Annotated in this window: 21 protein-coding genes and 2 pseudogenes; 9 read left to right on the forward strand and 14 right to left on the reverse strand. The window is 44.6% G+C overall.

Annotated elements, in window-relative coordinates; genetic code table 11:
* Window positions 1-20: 20 nt before the first annotated feature.
* From rpsQ to F955_RS14205, 12 genes and pseudogenes are all read right to left on the reverse strand, one after another.
* A complete protein-coding gene (rpsQ, locus tag F955_RS14150) occupies window positions 21-278 on the reverse strand; it encodes a 30S ribosomal protein S17 (protein WP_004809803.1) in 258 nt (85 codons plus the stop codon).
* Window positions 275-472, reverse strand: coding sequence for a 50S ribosomal protein L29 (gene rpmC, locus F955_RS14155; protein ID WP_004786915.1), 198 nt, complete (start codon window positions 470-472; stop codon window positions 275-277). The genes rpsQ and rpmC overlap by 4 nt, the downstream gene beginning before the upstream one ends.
* The gene (gene rplP / locus F955_RS14160; protein ID WP_004809805.1) at window positions 472-885 is read right to left on the reverse strand and encodes a 50S ribosomal protein L16; all 414 of its coding nucleotides are present in this window, start codon (window positions 883-885) and stop codon (window positions 472-474) included. Before rplP ends, rpmC begins: the two co-directional genes overlap by 1 nt.
* Window positions 864-1,641, reverse strand: a pseudogene (rpsC, locus tag F955_RS14165) (30S ribosomal protein S3). Before rpsC ends, rplP begins: the two are co-directional and overlap by 22 nt.
* 1 nt (window position 1,642) lies before the next feature.
* Complete coding sequence (gene rplV, locus F955_RS14170) at window positions 1,643-1,972, reverse strand: 50S ribosomal protein L22 (protein ID WP_001982638.1); 330 nt, start codon at window positions 1,970-1,972, stop codon at window positions 1,643-1,645.
* An 11-nt stretch (window positions 1,973-1,983) separates the two neighbouring features.
* Entirely contained in the window at window positions 1,984-2,259 is a 276-nt protein-coding gene (rpsS, locus tag F955_RS14175; protein WP_004673001.1) for a 30S ribosomal protein S19, read from the reverse strand.
* Window positions 2,260-2,278: 19 nt separating this feature from the next.
* Complete coding sequence (gene rplB, locus F955_RS14180; protein ID WP_004809807.1) at window positions 2,279-3,103, reverse strand: 50S ribosomal protein L2; 825 nt, start codon at window positions 3,101-3,103, stop codon at window positions 2,279-2,281.
* A gap of 11 nt (window positions 3,104-3,114) precedes the next feature.
* Entirely contained in the window at window positions 3,115-3,435 is a 321-nt protein-coding gene (gene rplW, locus F955_RS14185) for a 50S ribosomal protein L23 (protein WP_004809809.1), read from the reverse strand.
* A complete protein-coding gene (rplD, locus tag F955_RS14190; protein ID WP_004786925.1) occupies window positions 3,432-4,034 on the reverse strand; it encodes a 50S ribosomal protein L4 in 603 nt (200 codons plus the stop codon). Before rplD ends, rplW begins: the two co-directional genes overlap by 4 nt.
* An 11-nt stretch (window positions 4,035-4,045) precedes the next feature.
* Entirely contained in the window at window positions 4,046-4,684 is a 639-nt protein-coding gene (gene rplC, locus F955_RS14195) for a 50S ribosomal protein L3 (protein ID WP_004809812.1), read from the reverse strand.
* Between the two features lie 60 nt (window positions 4,685-4,744).
* A complete protein-coding gene (gene rpsJ / locus F955_RS14200) occupies window positions 4,745-5,056 on the reverse strand; it encodes a 30S ribosomal protein S10 (RefSeq protein WP_000070912.1) in 312 nt (103 codons plus the stop codon).
* 274 nt (window positions 5,057-5,330) lie between these two features.
* Window positions 5,331-6,065 carry a type 1 glutamine amidotransferase gene (locus tag F955_RS14205; protein WP_004896130.1) on the reverse strand — a complete coding sequence of 245 codons (735 nt, stop codon included), beginning with the start codon at window positions 6,063-6,065 and terminating at the stop codon, window positions 5,331-5,333.
* A 162-nt stretch (window positions 6,066-6,227) separates the two neighbouring features.
* Here F955_RS14205 and F955_RS14210 point away from each other — a divergent pair, with 162 nt between their 5' ends.
* From F955_RS14210 to F955_RS14240, 7 genes and pseudogenes are all read left to right on the forward strand, one after another.
* Complete coding sequence (locus F955_RS14210) at window positions 6,228-7,430, forward strand: PLP-dependent transferase (protein ID WP_004896132.1); 1,203 nt, start codon at window positions 6,228-6,230, stop codon at window positions 7,428-7,430.
* 18 nt (window positions 7,431-7,448) lie between these two features.
* Complete coding sequence (locus F955_RS14215) at window positions 7,449-9,032, forward strand: helicase HerA-like domain-containing protein (RefSeq protein WP_004896134.1); 1,584 nt, start codon at window positions 7,449-7,451, stop codon at window positions 9,030-9,032.
* 152 nt (window positions 9,033-9,184) lie between these two features.
* Window positions 9,185-10,393: an NO-inducible flavohemoprotein gene (gene hmpA, locus F955_RS14220; RefSeq protein ID WP_004896136.1), complete on the forward strand. Its 1,209-nt coding sequence runs from the start codon at window positions 9,185-9,187 to the stop codon at window positions 10,391-10,393.
* A gap of 85 nt (window positions 10,394-10,478) precedes the next feature.
* Window positions 10,479-10,919, forward strand: coding sequence for an RrF2 family transcriptional regulator (locus tag F955_RS14225; protein ID WP_026056807.1), 441 nt, complete (start codon window positions 10,479-10,481; stop codon window positions 10,917-10,919).
* A gap of 99 nt (window positions 10,920-11,018) precedes the next feature.
* A pseudogene (yihA, locus tag F955_RS14230) lies at window positions 11,019-11,795 on the forward strand (ribosome biogenesis GTP-binding protein YihA/YsxC); the annotation flags it as partial.
* Between the two features lie 249 nt (window positions 11,796-12,044).
* Complete coding sequence (locus F955_RS14235) at window positions 12,045-12,989, forward strand: metal-dependent hydrolase (RefSeq protein WP_004896140.1); 945 nt, start codon at window positions 12,045-12,047, stop codon at window positions 12,987-12,989.
* 97 nt (window positions 12,990-13,086) lie between these two features.
* Window positions 13,087-13,506: a VOC family protein gene (locus F955_RS14240; protein WP_004896147.1), complete on the forward strand. Its 420-nt coding sequence runs from the start codon at window positions 13,087-13,089 to the stop codon at window positions 13,504-13,506.
* On the opposite strand, the gene F955_RS14245 is transcribed toward F955_RS14240, so the two are convergent.
* Window positions 13,488-14,738, reverse strand: a complete 1,251-nt coding sequence (locus tag F955_RS14245; RefSeq protein WP_004896149.1) for a dicarboxylate/amino acid:cation symporter — start codon at window positions 14,736-14,738, stop codon at window positions 13,488-13,490. The two genes, F955_RS14240 and F955_RS14245, sit on opposite strands and share 19 nt — an antisense overlap.
* A gap of 199 nt (window positions 14,739-14,937) precedes the next feature.
* Between F955_RS14245 and F955_RS17000 the strand changes: the two genes are divergently transcribed.
* Window positions 14,938-15,066, forward strand: coding sequence for a hypothetical protein (locus tag F955_RS17000; RefSeq protein WP_005223361.1), 129 nt, complete (start codon window positions 14,938-14,940; stop codon window positions 15,064-15,066).
* Window positions 15,067-15,124: 58 nt separating this feature from the next.
* Here F955_RS17000 and F955_RS14250 read toward each other — a convergent pair whose 3' ends face one another.
* On the reverse strand, window positions 15,125-15,997 hold the full coding sequence (locus F955_RS14250; protein WP_004809832.1) for an acyl-CoA thioesterase: 873 nt from the start codon (window positions 15,995-15,997) through the stop codon (window positions 15,125-15,127).
* Window positions 15,998-16,282: 285 nt separating this feature from the next.
* Here F955_RS14250 and plsB point away from each other — a divergent pair, with 285 nt between their 5' ends.
* Window positions 16,283-18,844, forward strand: coding sequence for a glycerol-3-phosphate 1-O-acyltransferase PlsB (plsB, locus tag F955_RS14255; RefSeq protein ID WP_004896151.1), 2,562 nt, complete (start codon window positions 16,283-16,285; stop codon window positions 18,842-18,844).
* The last annotated feature ends 3 nt before the right edge of the window (window positions 18,845-18,847 follow it).

Genomic DNA, 18,847 nt, shown 5'->3' on the forward strand with positions numbered 1-18,847 from the left:
TGATGCAACAAGAACGTTAATTACTCAGCAGCTGCTTCAATAACTTCAACTAGAGTCCAAGACTTAGTTTTAGAAATTGGGCGGCTTTCTTTGATTGTTACAACATCACCAGTTTTAGCTGTGTTGTTTTCATCATGAGCATGTAATTTTGTTGAACGGCGGATTGATTTGCCATACAACGGGTGTTGAACACGACGTTCGATAAGCACAACAATAGACTTGTCCATTTTGTCGCTTACTACTTTGCCTGTTAACGTGCGGACTGTTTGTTCACTCATTGTCCGTTCCCCTGTTTTTCGGTAAGGAGGGTCTTGATACGAGCAATAGTCTTGCGAGTTAATTGCACTTCGTGCGATTTACCCAGTTGACCAGTTGCTTTCGCCATACGAAGACGGAATTGGTTAAGCTGTTGCTCATCAAGCAAAGCTGTCAACTCTTCTACCGACTTTTCACGTAGATCTTTAGTTTTCATTACATTACCGTCCGAGTCACGATAGTGGTTTTAAACGGAAGTTTAGCAGCTGCAAGCGTAAATGCTTCGCGAGCTAATTCTTCGTTAACACCATCAATTTCGTACAAGACTTTACCTGGTTTGATTTGGCAAACCCAGTATTCCACAGAACCTTTACCTTTACCCATACGAACTTCAAGAGGTTTAGAAGTAATAGGTTTGTCTGGGAAGACACGGATAAAGATCTTACCACCACGTTTAATACGACGGCTGATAGTACGACGCGCTGCTTCAATTTGACGCGCAGTCATTTGACCACGTTCAATTGATTTAAGAGCGATTGTACCGAAAGATACTGAACTACCGCGGTGTGCAAGACCAGTGTTACGGCCTTTTTGCACCTTACGGAATTTCATACGTTTAGGTTGCAACATGGATTATTCTCCTTTTTCAGCAGAACGATCATTGCGACGACCACGACGCTCTTGACCTTCACCACGACCGCGACCGCGTTTAGCTGGACGTTCTTCAGCTGGAGCCGGGTTCATGACTTGTTTCATGCCGCCCAAGATCTCACCACGGAAGATCCAAACTTTAACACCAATCGTACCGTAAGTAGTTTCAGCACGCATAGTAGCATAGTCGATGTCTGCACGAAGTGTATGTAGAGGTACACGACCTTCACGATACCACTCAGTACGAGCGATCTCAGCACCACCTAAACGGCCTGAAACTTCAACTTTGATACCTTTAGCGCCAGCACGCATTGTGTTTTGAACCGCACGCTTCATAGCACGACGGAACATTACACGTTTTTCTAATTGAGAAGCGATAGCTTCAGCAACAAGACGTGCGTCTAAGTCTGGACGATCGATTTCGTTGATGCTTACTTGCGCAGGAACACCCATGATAGATGTTAATTCGCGTTGTAATTTCTCAATGTCTTCGCCTTTTTTACCGATAACGATACCAGGACGAGCAGTGCTAATAGTTACTTTAGCAGCGCCTGTAGGACGTTCGATAAGAATATTGCTGATCATTGCATTCTTAAGTTTTTTAGTTAAAAACTCACGAACTTGCAAATCTTTAAGCAAGTATTCAGCGTATTGTTTCGGACTCGCATACCAGTTAGCGTTATGACGTTTCACAACACCTAGGCGGATACCGATTGGATGAACCTTCTGACCCATATCAAACCCCTACCTTAACGGTAATGTGACAAGTACGCTTAGTAATACGATCTGCACGGCCTTTAGCACGTGGCATAATACGTTTCAGGCTCATGCCTTCATCAACGTAGATCGTAGAAACTTTAAGGTCGTCTACATCTAAACTGTTATTGTGTTCAGCGTTTGCAATTGCAGACTCTAACGCTTTCTTAACTAGGACTGCAGCTTTTTTGTTGCTGAAGTTCAAAATGTTAAGTGCGTGCGCAACAGATTTGCCGCGGATAAGATCTGCAACCAAACGAGCTTTTTGTGCCGAGATAGCGGCACCGCGTAATTTAGCAGTTACTTCCATCATAGCACCTATTAACGTTTAGATTTCTTGTCAACACCGTGACCACGGTAGGTACGAGTCGGTGCAAATTCACCAAGCTTGTGTCCAACCATATGTTCAGAGATGATCACTGGAACATGGTTACGGCCATTGTGTACAGAAATTGTTAAACCAACAAAATCCGGGAGGATCATCGAACGACGCGACCAAGTTTTGATCGGCTTACGGTTATTAGCCGCGATAGCCGCTTCAACCTTAGCGAACAAGTGCGCATCGACGAATGGGCCTTTTTTCAGAGAACGAGGCATTGTCAGATTCCTTTACTTGTTACTTAACGCGACGGTCGCGAATAATCATCTTAGTCGTACGCTTGTTGGTACGTGTCTTGTACCCTTTAGCTTTTTGACCCCATGGGCTTACAGGTTGAATACCTTTGCTACGACCTTCACCACCACCGTGCGGGTGATCTACCGGGTTCATCGCCATACCACGAACGGTAGGACGAACGCCACGCCAGCGCGCTGCACCAGCTTTACCCAATGAACGAAGGTTGCTTTCTGAGTTAGATACTTCACCTAACACAGCGCGACATTCAACGTGTACTTTACGCATCTCACCTGAACGAAGACGGATGATAGCGTATGAACCGTCACGACCCAACAATTGAGCAGATGTACCAGCAGAACGTACTAACTGTGCGCCTTTACCGATTTTAAGCTCGATGTTGTGAAGAGTAGAACCGATAGGCATGTTACGAAGTGGTAAGCAGTTACCTGGACGAATTGGAGCATCGTTACCAGATTGTACTGAATCACCAGCACGTAAACCTTTAGGCGCGATGATGTAGCGACGTTCACCGTCAGCATACTTCAACAACGCAATGTGCGCAGAACGGTTTGGATCGTATTCGATACGCTCAACTACAGCTGGGATGCCGTCTTTGTTACGTTTGAAGTCTACGATACGGTAGTGTTGCTTGTGACCGCCACCAACGTGACGAGTCGTAATGTGACCGTTGTTATTACGGCCGCCAGTACGTTTTTTAGCTTCAACTAGTGGAGCATAAGGAGCACCTTTGTGAAGATGGTCGTGAACGACTTTCTCTACAAAGCGACGTCCTGGAGACGTTGGCTTACATTTTTGAATAGGCATAGTTTTCGTCCTTATTCCGCTGCGCTTTCAGCGGCATCGCCCAAGTCAGCCATTTCTACATCTTGGCCAGCTTTCAGGGTGACGTATGCTTTTTTAACATCAGAACGACGTCCGATAGTTTTACCAAAGCGTTTAGTTTTACCTTTAGTGATCGTAGTGTTAACTTTAACAACTTGAACACCAAACAATTGCTCAACTGCTTTTTTGATTTCAAGTTTAGTTGCATCAGTAGCAACTTTAAAAACTTGAACACCAGCAGTTTCACCTAAAACTTGTGCTTTTTCTGAGAAAACAGGTCCTTGCAGGACTTGATATAAACGTTCGTTGTTCATCCGAGTTCTACCTCAATTTTCTTAGCAGCAGCTACAGACATAACAACTTTATCGAACGCGATCAAGCTAACAGGATCGATTGCAGTCGCATCAACCACATCTACGTGTGGAAGATTACGAGCAGCTAGATACAAGTTCTCATCAACAGCATCAGTAACGATCAATGCACGAGTCGCATTTAAGTCGTTAAGTTTTGCAAGCAATTCTTTAGTTTTTGGAGCTGCAACAGCAAACTCTTCAACTAAAACTAAGCGATCTTGACGAACAAGTTCAGCTAGGATGCATTGCATAGCACCGCGGTACATTTTACGGTTTACTTTTTGAGACCAGTCTTGTGGACGAGCAGCAAAAGTTTTACCACCGCCAACCCAGATTGGGCTACGAATAGAACCAGCACGAGCGCGGCCAGTACCTTTTTGACGGAATGGTTTTTTACCACCGCCAGAAACGTCTGCGCGTGATTTTTGAGCTTTAGAACCTTGACGACCACCAGCTAGGTAAGCTGTAACAACTTGGTGTACAAGAGCTTCATTAAATTCACGACCGAACGCAACTTCTGATAATTCAACAGCAGAGCCGGAAACAGTATTTAAATTCACGTTATTTCCCCTCAGGCCTTGATCGTAGGACGAACAGTTACGTCGCCACCAGTAGCACCAGGAACCGCGCCTTTAACTACTAGAACTGAACGTTCAGTGTCGATAGCAACGATTTCAAGACCCTGTGTAGTTACGCGTTCAGCACCTAAATGGCCAGCCATTTTTTTGCCTTTGAACACGCGACCAGGAGTCTGGTTTTGACCTGTAGAACCTAGAACACGGTGAGAAACAGAGTTACCGTGAGTAGCATCTTGAGTACGGAAATTCCAACGCTTAACACCACCTTGGAAACCTTTACCTTTAGAAGTACCAGTTACGTCAACGATTTGACCTACTTGGAACAACTCAACAGTAAGCGTACCACCAACTTCACGACCTTCAAGCTCAGCTTCTGAAACGCGGAATTCTTGAACCAGACGACCAGCAGCAACACCCGCTTTAGCAAAGTGACCTTTCTGAGCGTTAGTTACGCGAGATTCGCGACGTTCACCAGTAGTGATTTGAATCGCTTGATAACCATCAGTTTCAAGCGTTTTGATTTGAGTGATGCGGTTAGGATCAACCTCAATCACTGTAACAGGCACAGAAACACCAGCATCTGTAAAGATACGTGTCATACCGCACTTGCGACCGACTAAACCAATAGCCATGTGCATAAACCTCTAAAAAAGCGGCCTAATTAACTTAGAGCGTTAATTAACCCGAAAGCCTTAACCCAATGCGATCTGTACATCAACACCAGCTGCAAGATCTAACTTCATCAATGCATCTACAGTTTTGTCTGTAGGTTGAACGATGTCGATCAAACGCTTGTAAGTACGGATTTCGTACTGGTCACGCGCGTCTTTGTTTACGTGTGGTGATGTTAAAACGTTAAAACGTTCAATGCGTGTAGGCATTGGAATTGGACCACAAACTTGTGCGCCAGTACGTTTTGCTGTTTCTACGATTTCTTGAGCTGATTGATCAATTAGACGGTGATCAAAAGACTTAAGACGGATACGAATTCTCTGGTTAGACATACCAGTAAACTCCAAGCCAAATATATAAAGAATCACTCTTGACGCATCTCACCCCACTAATTTTTGAGGTAAGTGTCAAGAGCAGTGAATTATCACTAAGGTCATGATCGATGCCACGACTGTAACGATAGTTAACTACTTTCTTCGCAGTTAACATCCTTCCTATCGAAGGGTGGCTTATTATAGCCATTGTTTAATGCATAAGCAAATGCCTTTTATAGTTTTCGTCTGCAAATCAATTTGGTTGCTAAATCAAGAGTTTGTTTTTCACCCGTCAAGCTGATTTCTCTACCACATATTCGATTGCGCGATTTAGTATTTGATTTCCTTCAATAAAATTAGATTTTGGGCTTTTTCTGAGCTCATGCACAGGCTGCACATATTTTCCTGAAAATTTTAGCAACTCATCTTCATCTTCTAAAAACAGGGCCAAGGTTTCCGGGGTTATTTCTGGATGGAACTGGAAACCGAGAACATTTTTGCCTAATTGATACATCTGGTTGCGACAGGCTTCATTTTCTGCCAGATGTACTGCCCCTTTGGGAATTTCAAAGGTCTCGCTATGCCACTGCATGATCCGGAATTTCTCAGGCAAACTAAAACAGTCTGCTGGCACATTGGCCACTTTACTGACAGACATCCACCCCAGTTCCTGTTCTGGATTATAACTGACTGCTGCCCCCAAGGCATTGGCAATCAGCTGTCCGCCTAGACACAAACCAATCGCTGGCTTCCCCTGAGACAAGTAACGACGTAACCAGCGTTTTTCAATCTTTAACCACGGATAATTTGCTTCATCATTTACACTCATGGTCCCGCCCATAATAATGAGCAAATCTACTTCTTCTACTGCAGGTAGCGCTTCTATTTCCAAAGGACGATCCACAGGTAAAGCAAAGAATTCAGTCGCTGTAATTTGCGCCTGATGCTGCTTTAAAAATTCATGACAACTACCGTAACCTTCACCAGCAATATGCTGAAAATAATGTACTCGTAAATGCGACTTCATGCGCTCGAACCTGTTCTTGTATCTATATAGGCTAGGTTTTGCAAAAATGAAGCCAACTTTTTATTTTATGTGAGGTTTTTAAACAATTGATAACGCAAGTAGCGCTAAAGCAAAGATTCTCTTAAGCTAAAGCTGTTTTTGACTCCAGATATGAGCTGCAGCATGAAAAAAAATCCTCAAACCGCCCTGATTCATGCACCACGAAAGGCCCCTCAGTACATTTCGACGGTTCAACCTCCCCTCTATCGTGCATCAACCATTATTTTTAACAATACCGATGCCCTGTTTAATCGCCATTGGACCGATGATTATGACTATAGCTATGGCACACATGGTACCCCAACCACATTTACCTTAGGCGATAACATTGCCCAGCTCGAAGGTGGGCTCTATCACCTGCTTGCACCTAGCGGTTTATCTGCGATTAATCTCGTGAATTCCTGCTTTTTAAGTCAGGGAGAGGAAGTTTGGGTACCGGACAATATTTATGGCCCAAACATGGAGCATCTACGCAACCTGGAAACACGTTATGGCATTCAGGTACAAGTTTATAATCCATTATGCCTGGAAAGCTTTAATCCTTCAGATAAAGCCAAACTAATCTGGCTGGAAGCAGCTGGCTCAGTCACACTGGAATTTCCGGATTTAAATGGCCTCGTGAAGAAAGCTCAAGCACACAATATTCTGACTGCACTGGACAATACCTGGGGCGCGGGTCTGGCCTTTAATGCCTTTGATTTTGGTGATGAACACCTGAGTGTAGATTTATCCGTACATGCGCTGACCAAATATCCAAGCGGTGGTGGTGACATTCTGATGGGTTCAGTGGTCACGCGTGATAAAGAACTGCATCACAAACTGTTCCGCGCACATGCCATTCAAGGCATTGCTGTCTCAGGTGATGATGTTGCTCAGGTGCAACGTAGTCTTGCTTCCATGCAGCTGCGTTATGCCCATCAATCCAGTAGTGCACTCAACATTCTCACCTGGTTAAAACAGCAAGCGGAGTTTGTGCAGGTACTGCATCCAGCCGATCCGCATAGCGCAGGCCATCAATACTGGAAAGAAATTTGCAAGGAAGGTCATAGTGCCGGCCTGGTCAGTGTAATTTTTGACAGTAAATATGAACTGCAAGATATCCGCAATTTTTGTGACAGCTTAAAACTGTTTAAGCTTGGTTTTAGCTGGGGTGGTCCTGTTAGCCTGGTCATGCTATATAACTTAAAAGATATGCGTGTGCTTGAACATTCACATTTGAAAGAAGGCTTCCTAGTACGCTTCTGTATTGGTCTAGAACATCCGGAAGATCTGATTGAAGACATTCAACACGCACTACAAAACATGAAAAAAGTTAAAAATGAATAAATAACAATAGGAAATTATATGGGTACACCAATCGTAATCGCTAAAAAAACCGCCGATACCACCCAGGATATCGTGCTGCATTCTCAGCTTGCCAACCGCCATGGTCTGATTGCCGGTGCAACCGGTACTGGCAAGACCGTGACATTAAAGGTACTGGCAGAAAGTTTTTCCCGAATTGGTGTACCTGTATTCTTGGCCGATGCCAAGGGCGATGTTTCCAGCTTGGCGAAAGCTGGGGAAAGTAATCCCAAATTTGATGAACGCATTAAAAGCCTGAATATCGAGTCCATCCCTTTTTCAGCGTCGCCTGTGGTGTTCTGGGATTTATTTGGCGAGCAAGGCCATCCGATTCGCACCACCATTTCCGAGATTGGCCCTCTCCTTCTTGCCCGTATTTTGAATCTGAACGACACTCAGGAAGGTGTGCTCTCTGCCATTTTCCGTATTGCTGATGATCAGGGACTATTACTGATCGACTTTAAAGATCTAAAGGCCATGATTAGTTATGTCAGCGAACATGCCGCAGATTTTAAAGCGGACTATGGCAATCTGTCTCCTGCCAGTCTGGGCGCGATTCAACGCAATCTGCTTGCCTTGGCTGATCAAGGTGGTGAGCAATTCTTTGGTGAACCAGCGCTGGATCTGATGGATTTTTTACAAACCGACAGTCAAGGTCATGGCAATATCAACTTGCTTGCTGCTGACAAGCTGATGAATACACCCAAGCTATATGCCACCTTCCTGCTGTGGATGCTTTCAGAGCTGTTTGAACAGTTACCGGAAGTCGGCGACCTGGATAAACCTAAACTGGTGTTCTTCTTTGATGAAGCCCATTTGCTATTTGATAATACTAGCCCTGCCTTGCAAGAAAAGATTGAACAGGTGGTGCGTTTGATTCGTTCTAAAGGTGTGGGGATTTACTTTATCACCCAGAATCCACTCGATTTACCAGAAAGAGTTTTAGGTCAACTCGGCAATCGGGTTCAGCATGCTTTACGTGCTTTTACCCCTAAAGACCAAAAAGCGGTAAAAACGGCGGCAGATACTTTTCGAGCTAATCCAGAATTTAAAGTTCAGGATGCTATTACCGAACTGGCTGTCGGTGAAGCACTGATTAGCTGTCTGGATGAAAAAGGCACACCGCAAATTGTAGAACGCGGCTGGGTGATGCCGCCACACTCCTCTTTTACCCCCATTTCTCCTGAAGAACGCAAAACTTTAATGCAACAAAGCATTGTGGCTGGGATTTATGAACAGCAAGTTGATCGTGACAGTGCGCATGAAATACTGCAAAACAAAGTCACTGAACGCCAGCAACAGCTTCAGGCTGCGGAACTTGCCAAACAGCAAGCCAAAGAACAAGAAGCGTATGCCAAACAAGTCGCAAAAGAGCAGGAAACATTTGCTAAGCAGCAAGCCCGCGAACAGGAACGTCTTGCACGCGAACAGCAGAAAGAAGCTGAACGTGCAGCGAAACAGCGTGAAAAGTTCACCCAAGACATTGTTGGCACCTTTGCCAAAAGTGCCGCACGCACTTTGGGTAGCACTACCGGCCAGAAAATTGTCCGTGGTTTATTAGGGTCATTATTTGGTAAGAGATAACCCTCCTTTCTCCGATTATTTTCTTTATTTTTATGGGATATTTTAATATCCCATAATTTTTTCATGGTTTTTACTTAAAGATGTATTGTGAATATATCTTTAAAGATGTATTTTAAATACATCTTATAAATAACAGCCATGAGAGATCTGCTATGACTCCACAGCAAATTGACCTAGTAAAAGCTACAGTACCTGTGCTTCGTGAAAATGGGGTTGCTTTAACCGGTTATTTTTACAACCGGATGTTAAACAATAACCCTGATCTAAAAGAAACCTTCAACATGGGTCACCAGCGTAGCGGTGCTCAGGCGCAAGCCTTGGCAGGTGCAGTTTTAGCATATGCTGAAAATATCGAAGATCCTTCTGTGTTATTACCTGTGGTTGAACTCATTGCGCATAAACATGTCAGCTTAAATATTAAAGCACCTGATTACGGCATTGTTGGGGAAAACCTGCTGCATTCAATCAGTGAAGTACTCAATATTTCTATGGATGATCCACTGATTGATGCGTGGGCTACTGCATATGGACAATTAGCAGACCTGTTCATTGCGACTGAAAAAGCGATTTATGATCAACATGAACAGACTAAAGGTAGCTGGTTAGGCTGGCGCAATTTCAAGATTGCCAAAAAAGTAATAGAAAGCGAAGAGATCACTTCGTTCTACCTGGCACCAGTCGATGGCGGACCATTACCGAAGTATGAAGCAGGTCAGTATATTTCTGTACGTGTGTTTGTGCCTGAACTGAATTTGAGACAACCACGTCAATATACGCTTTCAACTTGTCCTCAAGATGAATACCTGCGTATTTCAGTGAAGCGTGAAGATCAAAAAGGTGATTTGGTTCCAGGCTGGGTATCTAATACTTTACATAGCTTGGCAGAAGGCTCAGAAATTGAAGTGTCTGCACCAACAGGTAATTTCTACTTGATTGATCCAAACAAACGTAATGTATTCGTCAGTGGGGGTGTGGGCTTAACTCCAATGGTAGCCATGTTAAATCAGTTGGTAACTCTGGATATGCCACAACCTGTGACTTTCATTCATGCCTGCCGTAGCAAACAGGTGCATGCCATGAAACAGCACATTCATGATTTGAAAGCCAAATATCCACGTTTAAGCACGCTGACTGCTTACGAATTCCCGCACCAAGGTGACAAACTGGGTGAAGACTATGATGTAGCAGGCCGTCTGGATCTGAGTACAGTTGATCGTGCTTTATTACCAGAAAATGCTGATTACTATCTATGTGGCCCAATGCCATTTATGGCAGAACAACACAAAGCGCTGGTTGCACGAGGCATTCCTGCTGAGAATATTCACAGTGAAGCCTTTGGTACTGGTGGCGTTCGCCACTAAGCAGTCAGCTTAAACTGAAATCAAGCAAGGGCTAGTCTGGCTGTGTTAGACTAGCCCTGCTTTGTATAAAAACTCTAGATTTATAATGCAGTTAAATAAATTTACCGATTACGCCTTACGGATTCTCATGTACATCGCTCAGCCGAAAGAAATGCCGTATACCATTGCGGAACTCGCGAATGAGCTGCAGGTGTCAGAGAACCATGCCATGAAAATCGTACATTTTATGGCAAAGCAGGACTGGCTCATCACTACTCGTGGGCGAGGCGGCGGCATTCGCATGAATCCGCTCACCTTAAAAATACCATTAGGTCAAATCGTGCGTATCCTGCAACAGGATAGCCAAGTGGTAGAATGCAATACCCCACCCTGTGTGCTGCGTAAAAATTGTGGTTTAAAAGGCATTTTAGATGATGCCGTAGAGCAGTTTTATGCCAGCCTGGATCAATATACGCTCAGTGAAGTGGTAACACCACTGCAAGGTCATTACAGCATCCAGTCACCAATCGGCCTGATCAATCTTTAGTTTTCACTTTCTGCTTACCAAGTCTTGCATTGAAAGTTCGCTTGCCCAAGCGACTTCCTTTATAATAGCTGCTTGTAAATTTAAGTTTGAAGTTGAGCCATGCACCACAGCAGAGGAAAATCGAAAAACAGTAAGGCAGCTGCTGCCCCAAAGCAAAAGATTAGCTATACCAAAAAAGTCGATCCTGCGATTACTGAATACTCTGTGCGCTCGCTCAATTGGCTGCGCAAAGCTGAATTTTTAATGAGTGCACCCAAACTTAATCTGTGTGTTGAAGATACAGGTTATGAAGTGGCATTCGCCGGTCGCTCCAATGCAGGTAAATCCAGTGCCATCAATGCGCTGACCAATCAGAAACAATTGGCACGTGCTTCGAAAAGACCGGGCCGTACCCAGATGATTAACTTCTTCAGCCTCGGCAATCCAGACCAGCGTCTGGTTGACTTACCCGGTTATGGTTATGCAGCTGTACCTGAAAAAATGAAACTGGTCTGGCAGAAAGAACTAGAAAATTACCTGATTCACCGTAAGAGCTTGCAAGGTCTGGTGCTGTTGATGGATATCCGTCATCCACTACAACACTTTGATGTGATGATGCTGGAATGGGCCTATTCACGTCACCTGTTCGTGCATGTCTTGTTGACCAAATCAGACAAGCTGAATCGTGGTCCTGCGTCCAAAGCCCTACAGGAAGTCAAAGCAACATTAAATAAAATGAAGCTAAACTTCTCGATTCAATTGTTCTCCTCTTTAAATAAAGAAGGTCTGGAAGAACTGGCAAGCGTGATGGCCGGTCGTCTGAACTTTACTCTGGATCAACCAACGGAATTTGATCTGGATAGTATTCCTGAAGCATCAATCCATGATTTAAACGAAGCTGATGAACCGATTGAATCTGTTGAGCTAGAAGATGACACTGACTCAGACCAAGATCATGAAATCACTGCAAGTGAATTAAACAATCTGGATGAGCCGGTTGAAGCTGATCAACCAGAGATTGTTGAACAAGAACAGCCAAAATAAGCCCGATGTGATCCAAGTGACAAAATAATGTCCCGTATTGCCTGCAGCAATTCGGGACATTATTTTCATACTGTATTGATCAAGCAGTGATGGATCCACCCCATGTCTTTACTCTCACGATTCAAAACAACAAAAATTGGCTCTTCAATTTCCTATTTTATCCAACCGCGCAAAGTTAAGTTTGAATGGCAGGCTACCCCGATTGACTGGATTCCAAATCAGCCTTTTGCCAGTTACTTTGTGAATGAAATTAATAATATTCTGCCGGCCGGTGAATTCTGGTTCTGTCGCCTGTATAACAAGGTTCTCGCTCAGATCACCGACGAAAAATTAAAGCATGATGTACAGGCTTTTATCCGTCAGGAAGCCATGCATGCTCAGGCACATAATTCGGCCAATAAAGAGTATCTATCTGAACGCCAGATTGATATCCAGCGCAATCTGGACATTATGGATTTCCTGTTCAATCAATTGCTGGCCGATCAGCCGCTTGGTCTGAAAATTCCTAAAATCGCAGAACATCAATGGGATCTGTTCCGGCTTGGTATCGTCGCGACTGTAGAGCATATGACCTGTGTCCTTGGAAAATATGCGCTCTATAACACCGAATGGGAACGGCTTGGTGCTGATACAAATATGCTAGATCTGGTGAAATGGCATGGCGCAGAAGAAATTGAGCATCGCAGTGTGGCATTTGACTTATATCGTCATCTTGGTGGCGGATATATTGCCCGCTACTATTTAAGTGTGGTGGTGATTATTGGAGTGATTGGTCTGTGGGTCGACGGTGCAGCACACTTGTTAGCACAAGACCCTCGCTTTAAGCAGCTGAAACCCACGGTGTATAAACCCTGGATCTGGAAAGAATGGTTGCGTATTTCACAGCAGGACAATCGTTTGTTACCGAATCCCCTATGGCTGGTTTCTCAGCAGCTCGGCTACCTGATGCCATGGTATGACCCGGTGCATGAAGGCAGTACCGATGATGCACTGTATTATCTTGAGCATTCCCCTGCGGCCAAACGGGCAGGTTTAAAAGTCGCCTGAGCTCTCCTCTTATTACAATTTCTAACAGCAGGGATCATTTCCCTGCTTTTTATTTGACCTAAGATAAAGCTACAGACATGACCCTAAGGATAAGCTCATGCAAGCACGGATTTCAGTGATTACACTCGGTGTTCGCGACCTGGAGGCTGCACTACGCTTTTATTATGATGGGCTGGGCTTTCCCAGTAAAGGCATTGTTGGCAAAGAATTTGAATATGGCGCAGTCGCATTTATTGAACTACAGGCTGGATTAAAACTGGCTTTATGGCCGCAAAGCAGCATCCAGCATGATACCGGACTCGAACCGAGCCCAATGTGTCCCACTCAAATGACCTTGGGACACAATGTGTATAGCCCATTAGATGTCGATCAGGTCATGACTCAGGCTGAAAAAGCTGGAGCCAAGATTGTGAAAGCTGCACAGGCCAGATTTTATGGCGGCTATGCAGGCTATTTTCAGGATCCAGATGGACATCTGTGGGAGGTGGTTTTCAATCCTCAACTAGAGATGGACTGATCCAGCTGCGGTTCACGGGTATGTCGGTCAACCACGACACTGATCATCATATCACCCTGCACATTCACCACAGTCCTGACCGTATCGAGCAGTCGGTCAATCGGCAACAGGATCGCAATGGCTTCTGCCGGTAGACCCACTGATTGCAGTACCATGATCATAGTCACCATCCCGGCACTTGGAATACCCGGTGCGCCTAAAGATGCAATCATTGCTGTGGCACACACGACCAATTGCTGCCCTAACGTCAGATCAAGTCCCATGAGGTTGGCAATAAATAAAGCTGCTGCGGCTTCATACAGTGCCGTACCATCCATGTTCAGCTGAGTCCCAAGCGGAATGACAAAGCCTGCCGTATGTGGACGTACTCCCAGATTTTCCTGGGCACATTTCATAGATAATGGCATGGTTGCAGAACTGGAACTGGTCGCAAAAGCGGTAATCAAGGCTGCGCGAGTGCCTTTGAAAAAGGTAATCGGGCTCATTTTCCCGAAGATCCACAACAATAATGGTAGAACTACCAGACCGTGGAAAATGGTGGTGCCCGTTACTACCGCAGCAAACTCTGCCAGACGGCTCAGTACCGAAATATCTTCAGTGGCAATCAGCTTGGCCAGTAGCGCAAAAATCCCGAATGGCGCCAGTTTCATGACCCAGCCAATCATCAGCATCATGATGTCAAAAAACTGCATACTGAGCTTACGCACCGTCCGAAACTTGTCTCCCCCTGCCACCAGTGCCACACCGACAAAGAGTGCAAAGACCACCACTGCCAGCACATTGCCATCGGCAAAGGCCTTAAACGGATTGATCAGGGTATTCTGAATAAAGTTGGTAAAGAATGAAGATGGCGTTAAAGTATCCAGAGTTTTATGCTGAGCCATGGCATCCTGGAACATTACTACATCGACACCCTTGCCTACATCAAACAGATGGGCACAAGCCAATCCCAAGATTAAAGCCAGGGTGGTCGTGGTGACACAGCATGCCAAGGTAATTTTCCAGGTTCGGCTCAGCTGACCACCAGCTTGCAGATTCGATACTCCAACCACAATCGAGCTAAAGATCAGTGGAACCAGCAACATCTTTAGCAAACCAATAAAGATGCTGCTCATGATACCCAGACCATACAGGCTGAGCTCTTCAAACGTGGTTTGCGGGAAAAGATTTAATAAAAAACCAAATAGGACACCCAATACTGCGGCAACTAGAATCTGCGTATTTAAGCTCATCTTCATGGACATTTTAATATTGAACTTATCCGGCACTATGCCATGCAAGTTTCGGATAATCGAGTAAAATTTTATAAACGCTTTGCAGCAAAATATCTTTTATTATTCATTTAATCCATATGGTGATGTACCAAATTTTGGCACGCAATGTGCTTAATCAGTGCAATAAGCTGGTTTTATACAAAGGAAATACACGTTCATGAAAAAAATGATCATTGCTGTTGCACTCATTTGCAGCATCGGGCAGGTTTTTGCACATTCTTCGGGCGGTAAAGAACAGCAAGGCTGCCATAAGCATTCAAGCAATGATGTGCCACATTGCCACTAACTTCAAATCACATCCATAAAAAAGCCGGAACTCTAATCCGGCTTTTTTATTTTGAATCTTACTGGGTTTCAATTTCCCGCAGACGGATCAGACCTTCCTGGGTTGTACTACAGACCAGTTCTCCATTCTGCCACATACGACCGAAGTTCAGACCACGTGAGCTGGCACTCACTGTCGCATCCATATCATAAAGCATCCATTCATCGGCCCGGAATGGCTTATGGAAATACATGGCATGGTCGATGCTGGCACATTGTAGGTTTGGTGAAATATAGCTCAGACCATGTGGACGCAATGCTGTCGTCATCAAGGTAAAGTCTGAGTAGAAGGCAGCAATCGCCTGATGCAGCGAAACCTCATCAACTTCCGGAGCGACTTGGCCATGGGTACGGATATAGTGCGCATAATTTGGCGCTTCCGGTTGCGGCTGGAATGGATTCACCGGCATCACAGGACGAATTTCTACATGGCGATCACGCATAAATGAAGCACGGACATTTTCCGGTACGAATTCAACAATCTGATGCTTCAGTTCTGCCTCATTTTTCAGGCTGTCAACTGAGGGATATTCTGGTTCAGAAATCTGATAGTTCAAGCCTTCTTCTGGTTCGGCAAAAGACACCATACACATAAAGATAGTACGGCCATGCTGAATCGCACGCACCTGACGACTGGCAAAACTCTTGCCATCACGGATACGATCTACTTCATAGATAATCGGTGCATTGACATCTCCTCCAAACAGGAAATAGGCATGCAATGAATGTGCTGGACGATCAGTCGTATACGATGCAGCACGCAAAGCCTGTCCTAATACCTGCCCACCGAATACGCGCTTGCCTACCAGGTTACGGCTAATTCCACGGAAAATATTCTCTTCCAGCTTTTCCAGGCTAAGCAATTCAACCAGTTCTTGTGTTAAGACATTCATAGGCAACCTATACGATGTTCGGGATATCCAACATTGGAAAAATAACAATGTGCTTCATTTCTGGTAATATTCTGCCATAAATTCTGAGTAAATCCCTAGAGATTGACTGACTGGCCTGTCATTCCCTTAATGGACGTTTCGCTAAAAAAAACGTTTTTTCACGTTAAAATCAAAGAACTTTTGTAGAATTTGTTAGAAAATGACATATTGTTTTCAAATACAATCTATCAAAATAGATCCCCCTCAGAAATCCTGTGGTTCTGGTCAGTAAAATTAGGAGTAGGTATGTCCAAGAGTGGCTTTGGTCAAATGTATCGCAAGCTTTCAAGTAAGATGCTTGAACTTGTGGTTACCCCGCATGTACTTGGGGAAGTACCAACGGAAGTCCCTGCTCCAGCGGCTGACCAGCAAGATCAGAAAAAGATTGTCTGTTATGTTCTGCAAAACCATTCTCGCAGTAATGCGCTGGTGGTAGATGGTGAAACCCGTCGTCTCAAATTGCCTGCTGCACTTGATCCAATGGATTTAGGTACGCGCCGGGAAAAAGCTTCGGTATTGTTCCTGCAATATCATGATGAAAGCAATCTGCTGAGCTCGCCGCCCCATGCTTTTCCACCACGTCTGCTGCGTCTGATTGAAGCACTGGAACAGAATCCAGAACTGGATGTAGAACTGATTCCGGTGACCGTGCTATGGGGTCGTGAGCCAGAGAAAGAAGATTCCTGGTTCAAATTGTTATTTACCGATACCTGGTCAACACCAAGCAAGATGAAACAGCTGGTGAATATTGGTCTGCATGGTCGTCAGTCTTATCTGGAGTTCCATGAAGCACAGTCTCTGCGTGCACTCATTGATCATGCCAAAGTGACACATCCGAACCTGTCTCCAGCAACTTATATTGTCAGCACCTTGAATGACTATCTGGATGCCCAACGAGAAGTAGTGCTGGGACCTGACCTTTCAGATCGCCGTAATGTGATGCAGGGTCTGATCAAATCTCCAGATGTGCAGGCGGCTATCCGTAATGAAAGTATCCGCAGCAAGATCAGTGTGGATGAAGCTGAACGCCGTGCCATTGGTTATTTAAATGAAATCGTATCAGATTACTCCAACTCAACCGTACGTTTTGCCGATAAGGCCCTGACCCGTCTCTGGACTCAGCTCTATGACGGCATTGATGTACATAACTTCAGTACGGTACGTGAACTGGCGAAAGACTATGAAATTGTCTATGCACCATGTCACCGTAGTCATATCGACTACCTGTTATTGTCTTATGTGATTTATCGTCGTGGTTTGATGGTGCCGTACATCGCAGCGGGTGATAACCTGAACATGCCATTTGTTGGTCAGATCTTGCGTGGCGGTGGTGCCTTCTTTATCCGCCGTACTTTCCGCGGTAATGCACTCTATACGACAGTTTTCAAAGAATATCTGTATAGCGTTCTGTCACGTAATACTCCACTGGAATACTTTATTGAAGGTGGCCGTTCACGTACCGGCCGTCTGTTGCCACCGAAAACCGGTATGCTGGCAATGACCGTGCATGGTCATTTGCGTGGCAAAGCGAAGCCTATCGTATTTGTACCCACCTATATCGGCTATGAACGTCTGATGGAAGGTGCAACTTATGTAGGTGAAATGAACGGTAAGGAAAAAGAAGCAGAATCTATTTTTGGCATTCTAAAAACCTTGCGCAAGATTGAACGTATTTTCGGTAAGGTACATCTGAATTTTGGTGAACCCGTCTTTCTGGATGACATGCTGAAACAGCATGGTGCAGATGAAATCAAGATTGAAAAAAATGATGATCCAATCCCGCCAGCAGTATCTGAAGCAGTAAATAGTTCTGCACAGGCGATTCTGGAAAATATTAACCGTGCAGCCGTCATTAACCCGGTATCCCTGCTGTCACTCATTTTATTAGCAACACCAAAACACACACTGGATGAGGCGATTTGTATCAAACAGTTAGATACTTATCGTAATCTGCTGACGTCTTTGCCATATGATGAACGTATGCAAGTGACGCCGTTATCAGGGAAAGAAATCATTGCCTATGCAATGAAGTTGAAACTGATCAAACGCGTCAATCATGTGCTGGGCAATATTATCGCCATCGAAGATAATCAGGCGATTTTACTGACCTATTTCCGCAACAATATTGTGCATGCCTTTGTATTACCATCACTGGTAGCCGCCCTGGTAAATCATAATGGTATTATTCGCCGTGATGATCTGGTGAATATCAGCAGCACGCTGTATCCATTCCTGAAAGCTGAACTGTTCCTGAAATGGCATGAAGATGAAATCAAGGTACCAGTAAACGCTTATATTGATGCTTTGATTGCAGCGAAGTTAATTGCACAGGATGGTGAAAATTTGGTGGCACCTACACCAAACAGCGAAGCGCATCATCAGCTAGAAGTTTTGGCTGCACCTGTCATGCAAAGTATCGAGCGCTATTACATGACGCTGGCACTGATCACCCAGCGTGGTTCAGGCAATATCTCCACCCGTCAGGTTGAAGAATTAAGCCATCTGGTAGGTCAGCGTTTGTCTGTACTGTATGAATTCAATTCACCAGAATTCTTTGATAAGGCACTGTTCCAAAGCTTTATCAAAACGCTAACTCAAAAAGGTTATATCAGTACTAATGAAGACAATGCGATTGTCTTTGATGAAAGCTTCAAAAATATCGCTCAGTATGCGGATCTGGTACTGGATGAAGTAAAGCTGCAAATGCTTCATAACCTTACAGCCTTTACGGATGAAGAATTGAAAGAAGCTTTGGATGCCTTGGCAGCTGAACAAGCCAAGAAGCGTGCGAAACGGAAGAAAAAGTAAGAT

Origin of the sequence: Acinetobacter schindleri CIP 107287 (assembly GCF_000368625.1) — a bacterium.
Lineage (GTDB): Bacteria > Pseudomonadota > Gammaproteobacteria > Pseudomonadales > Moraxellaceae > Acinetobacter > Acinetobacter schindleri.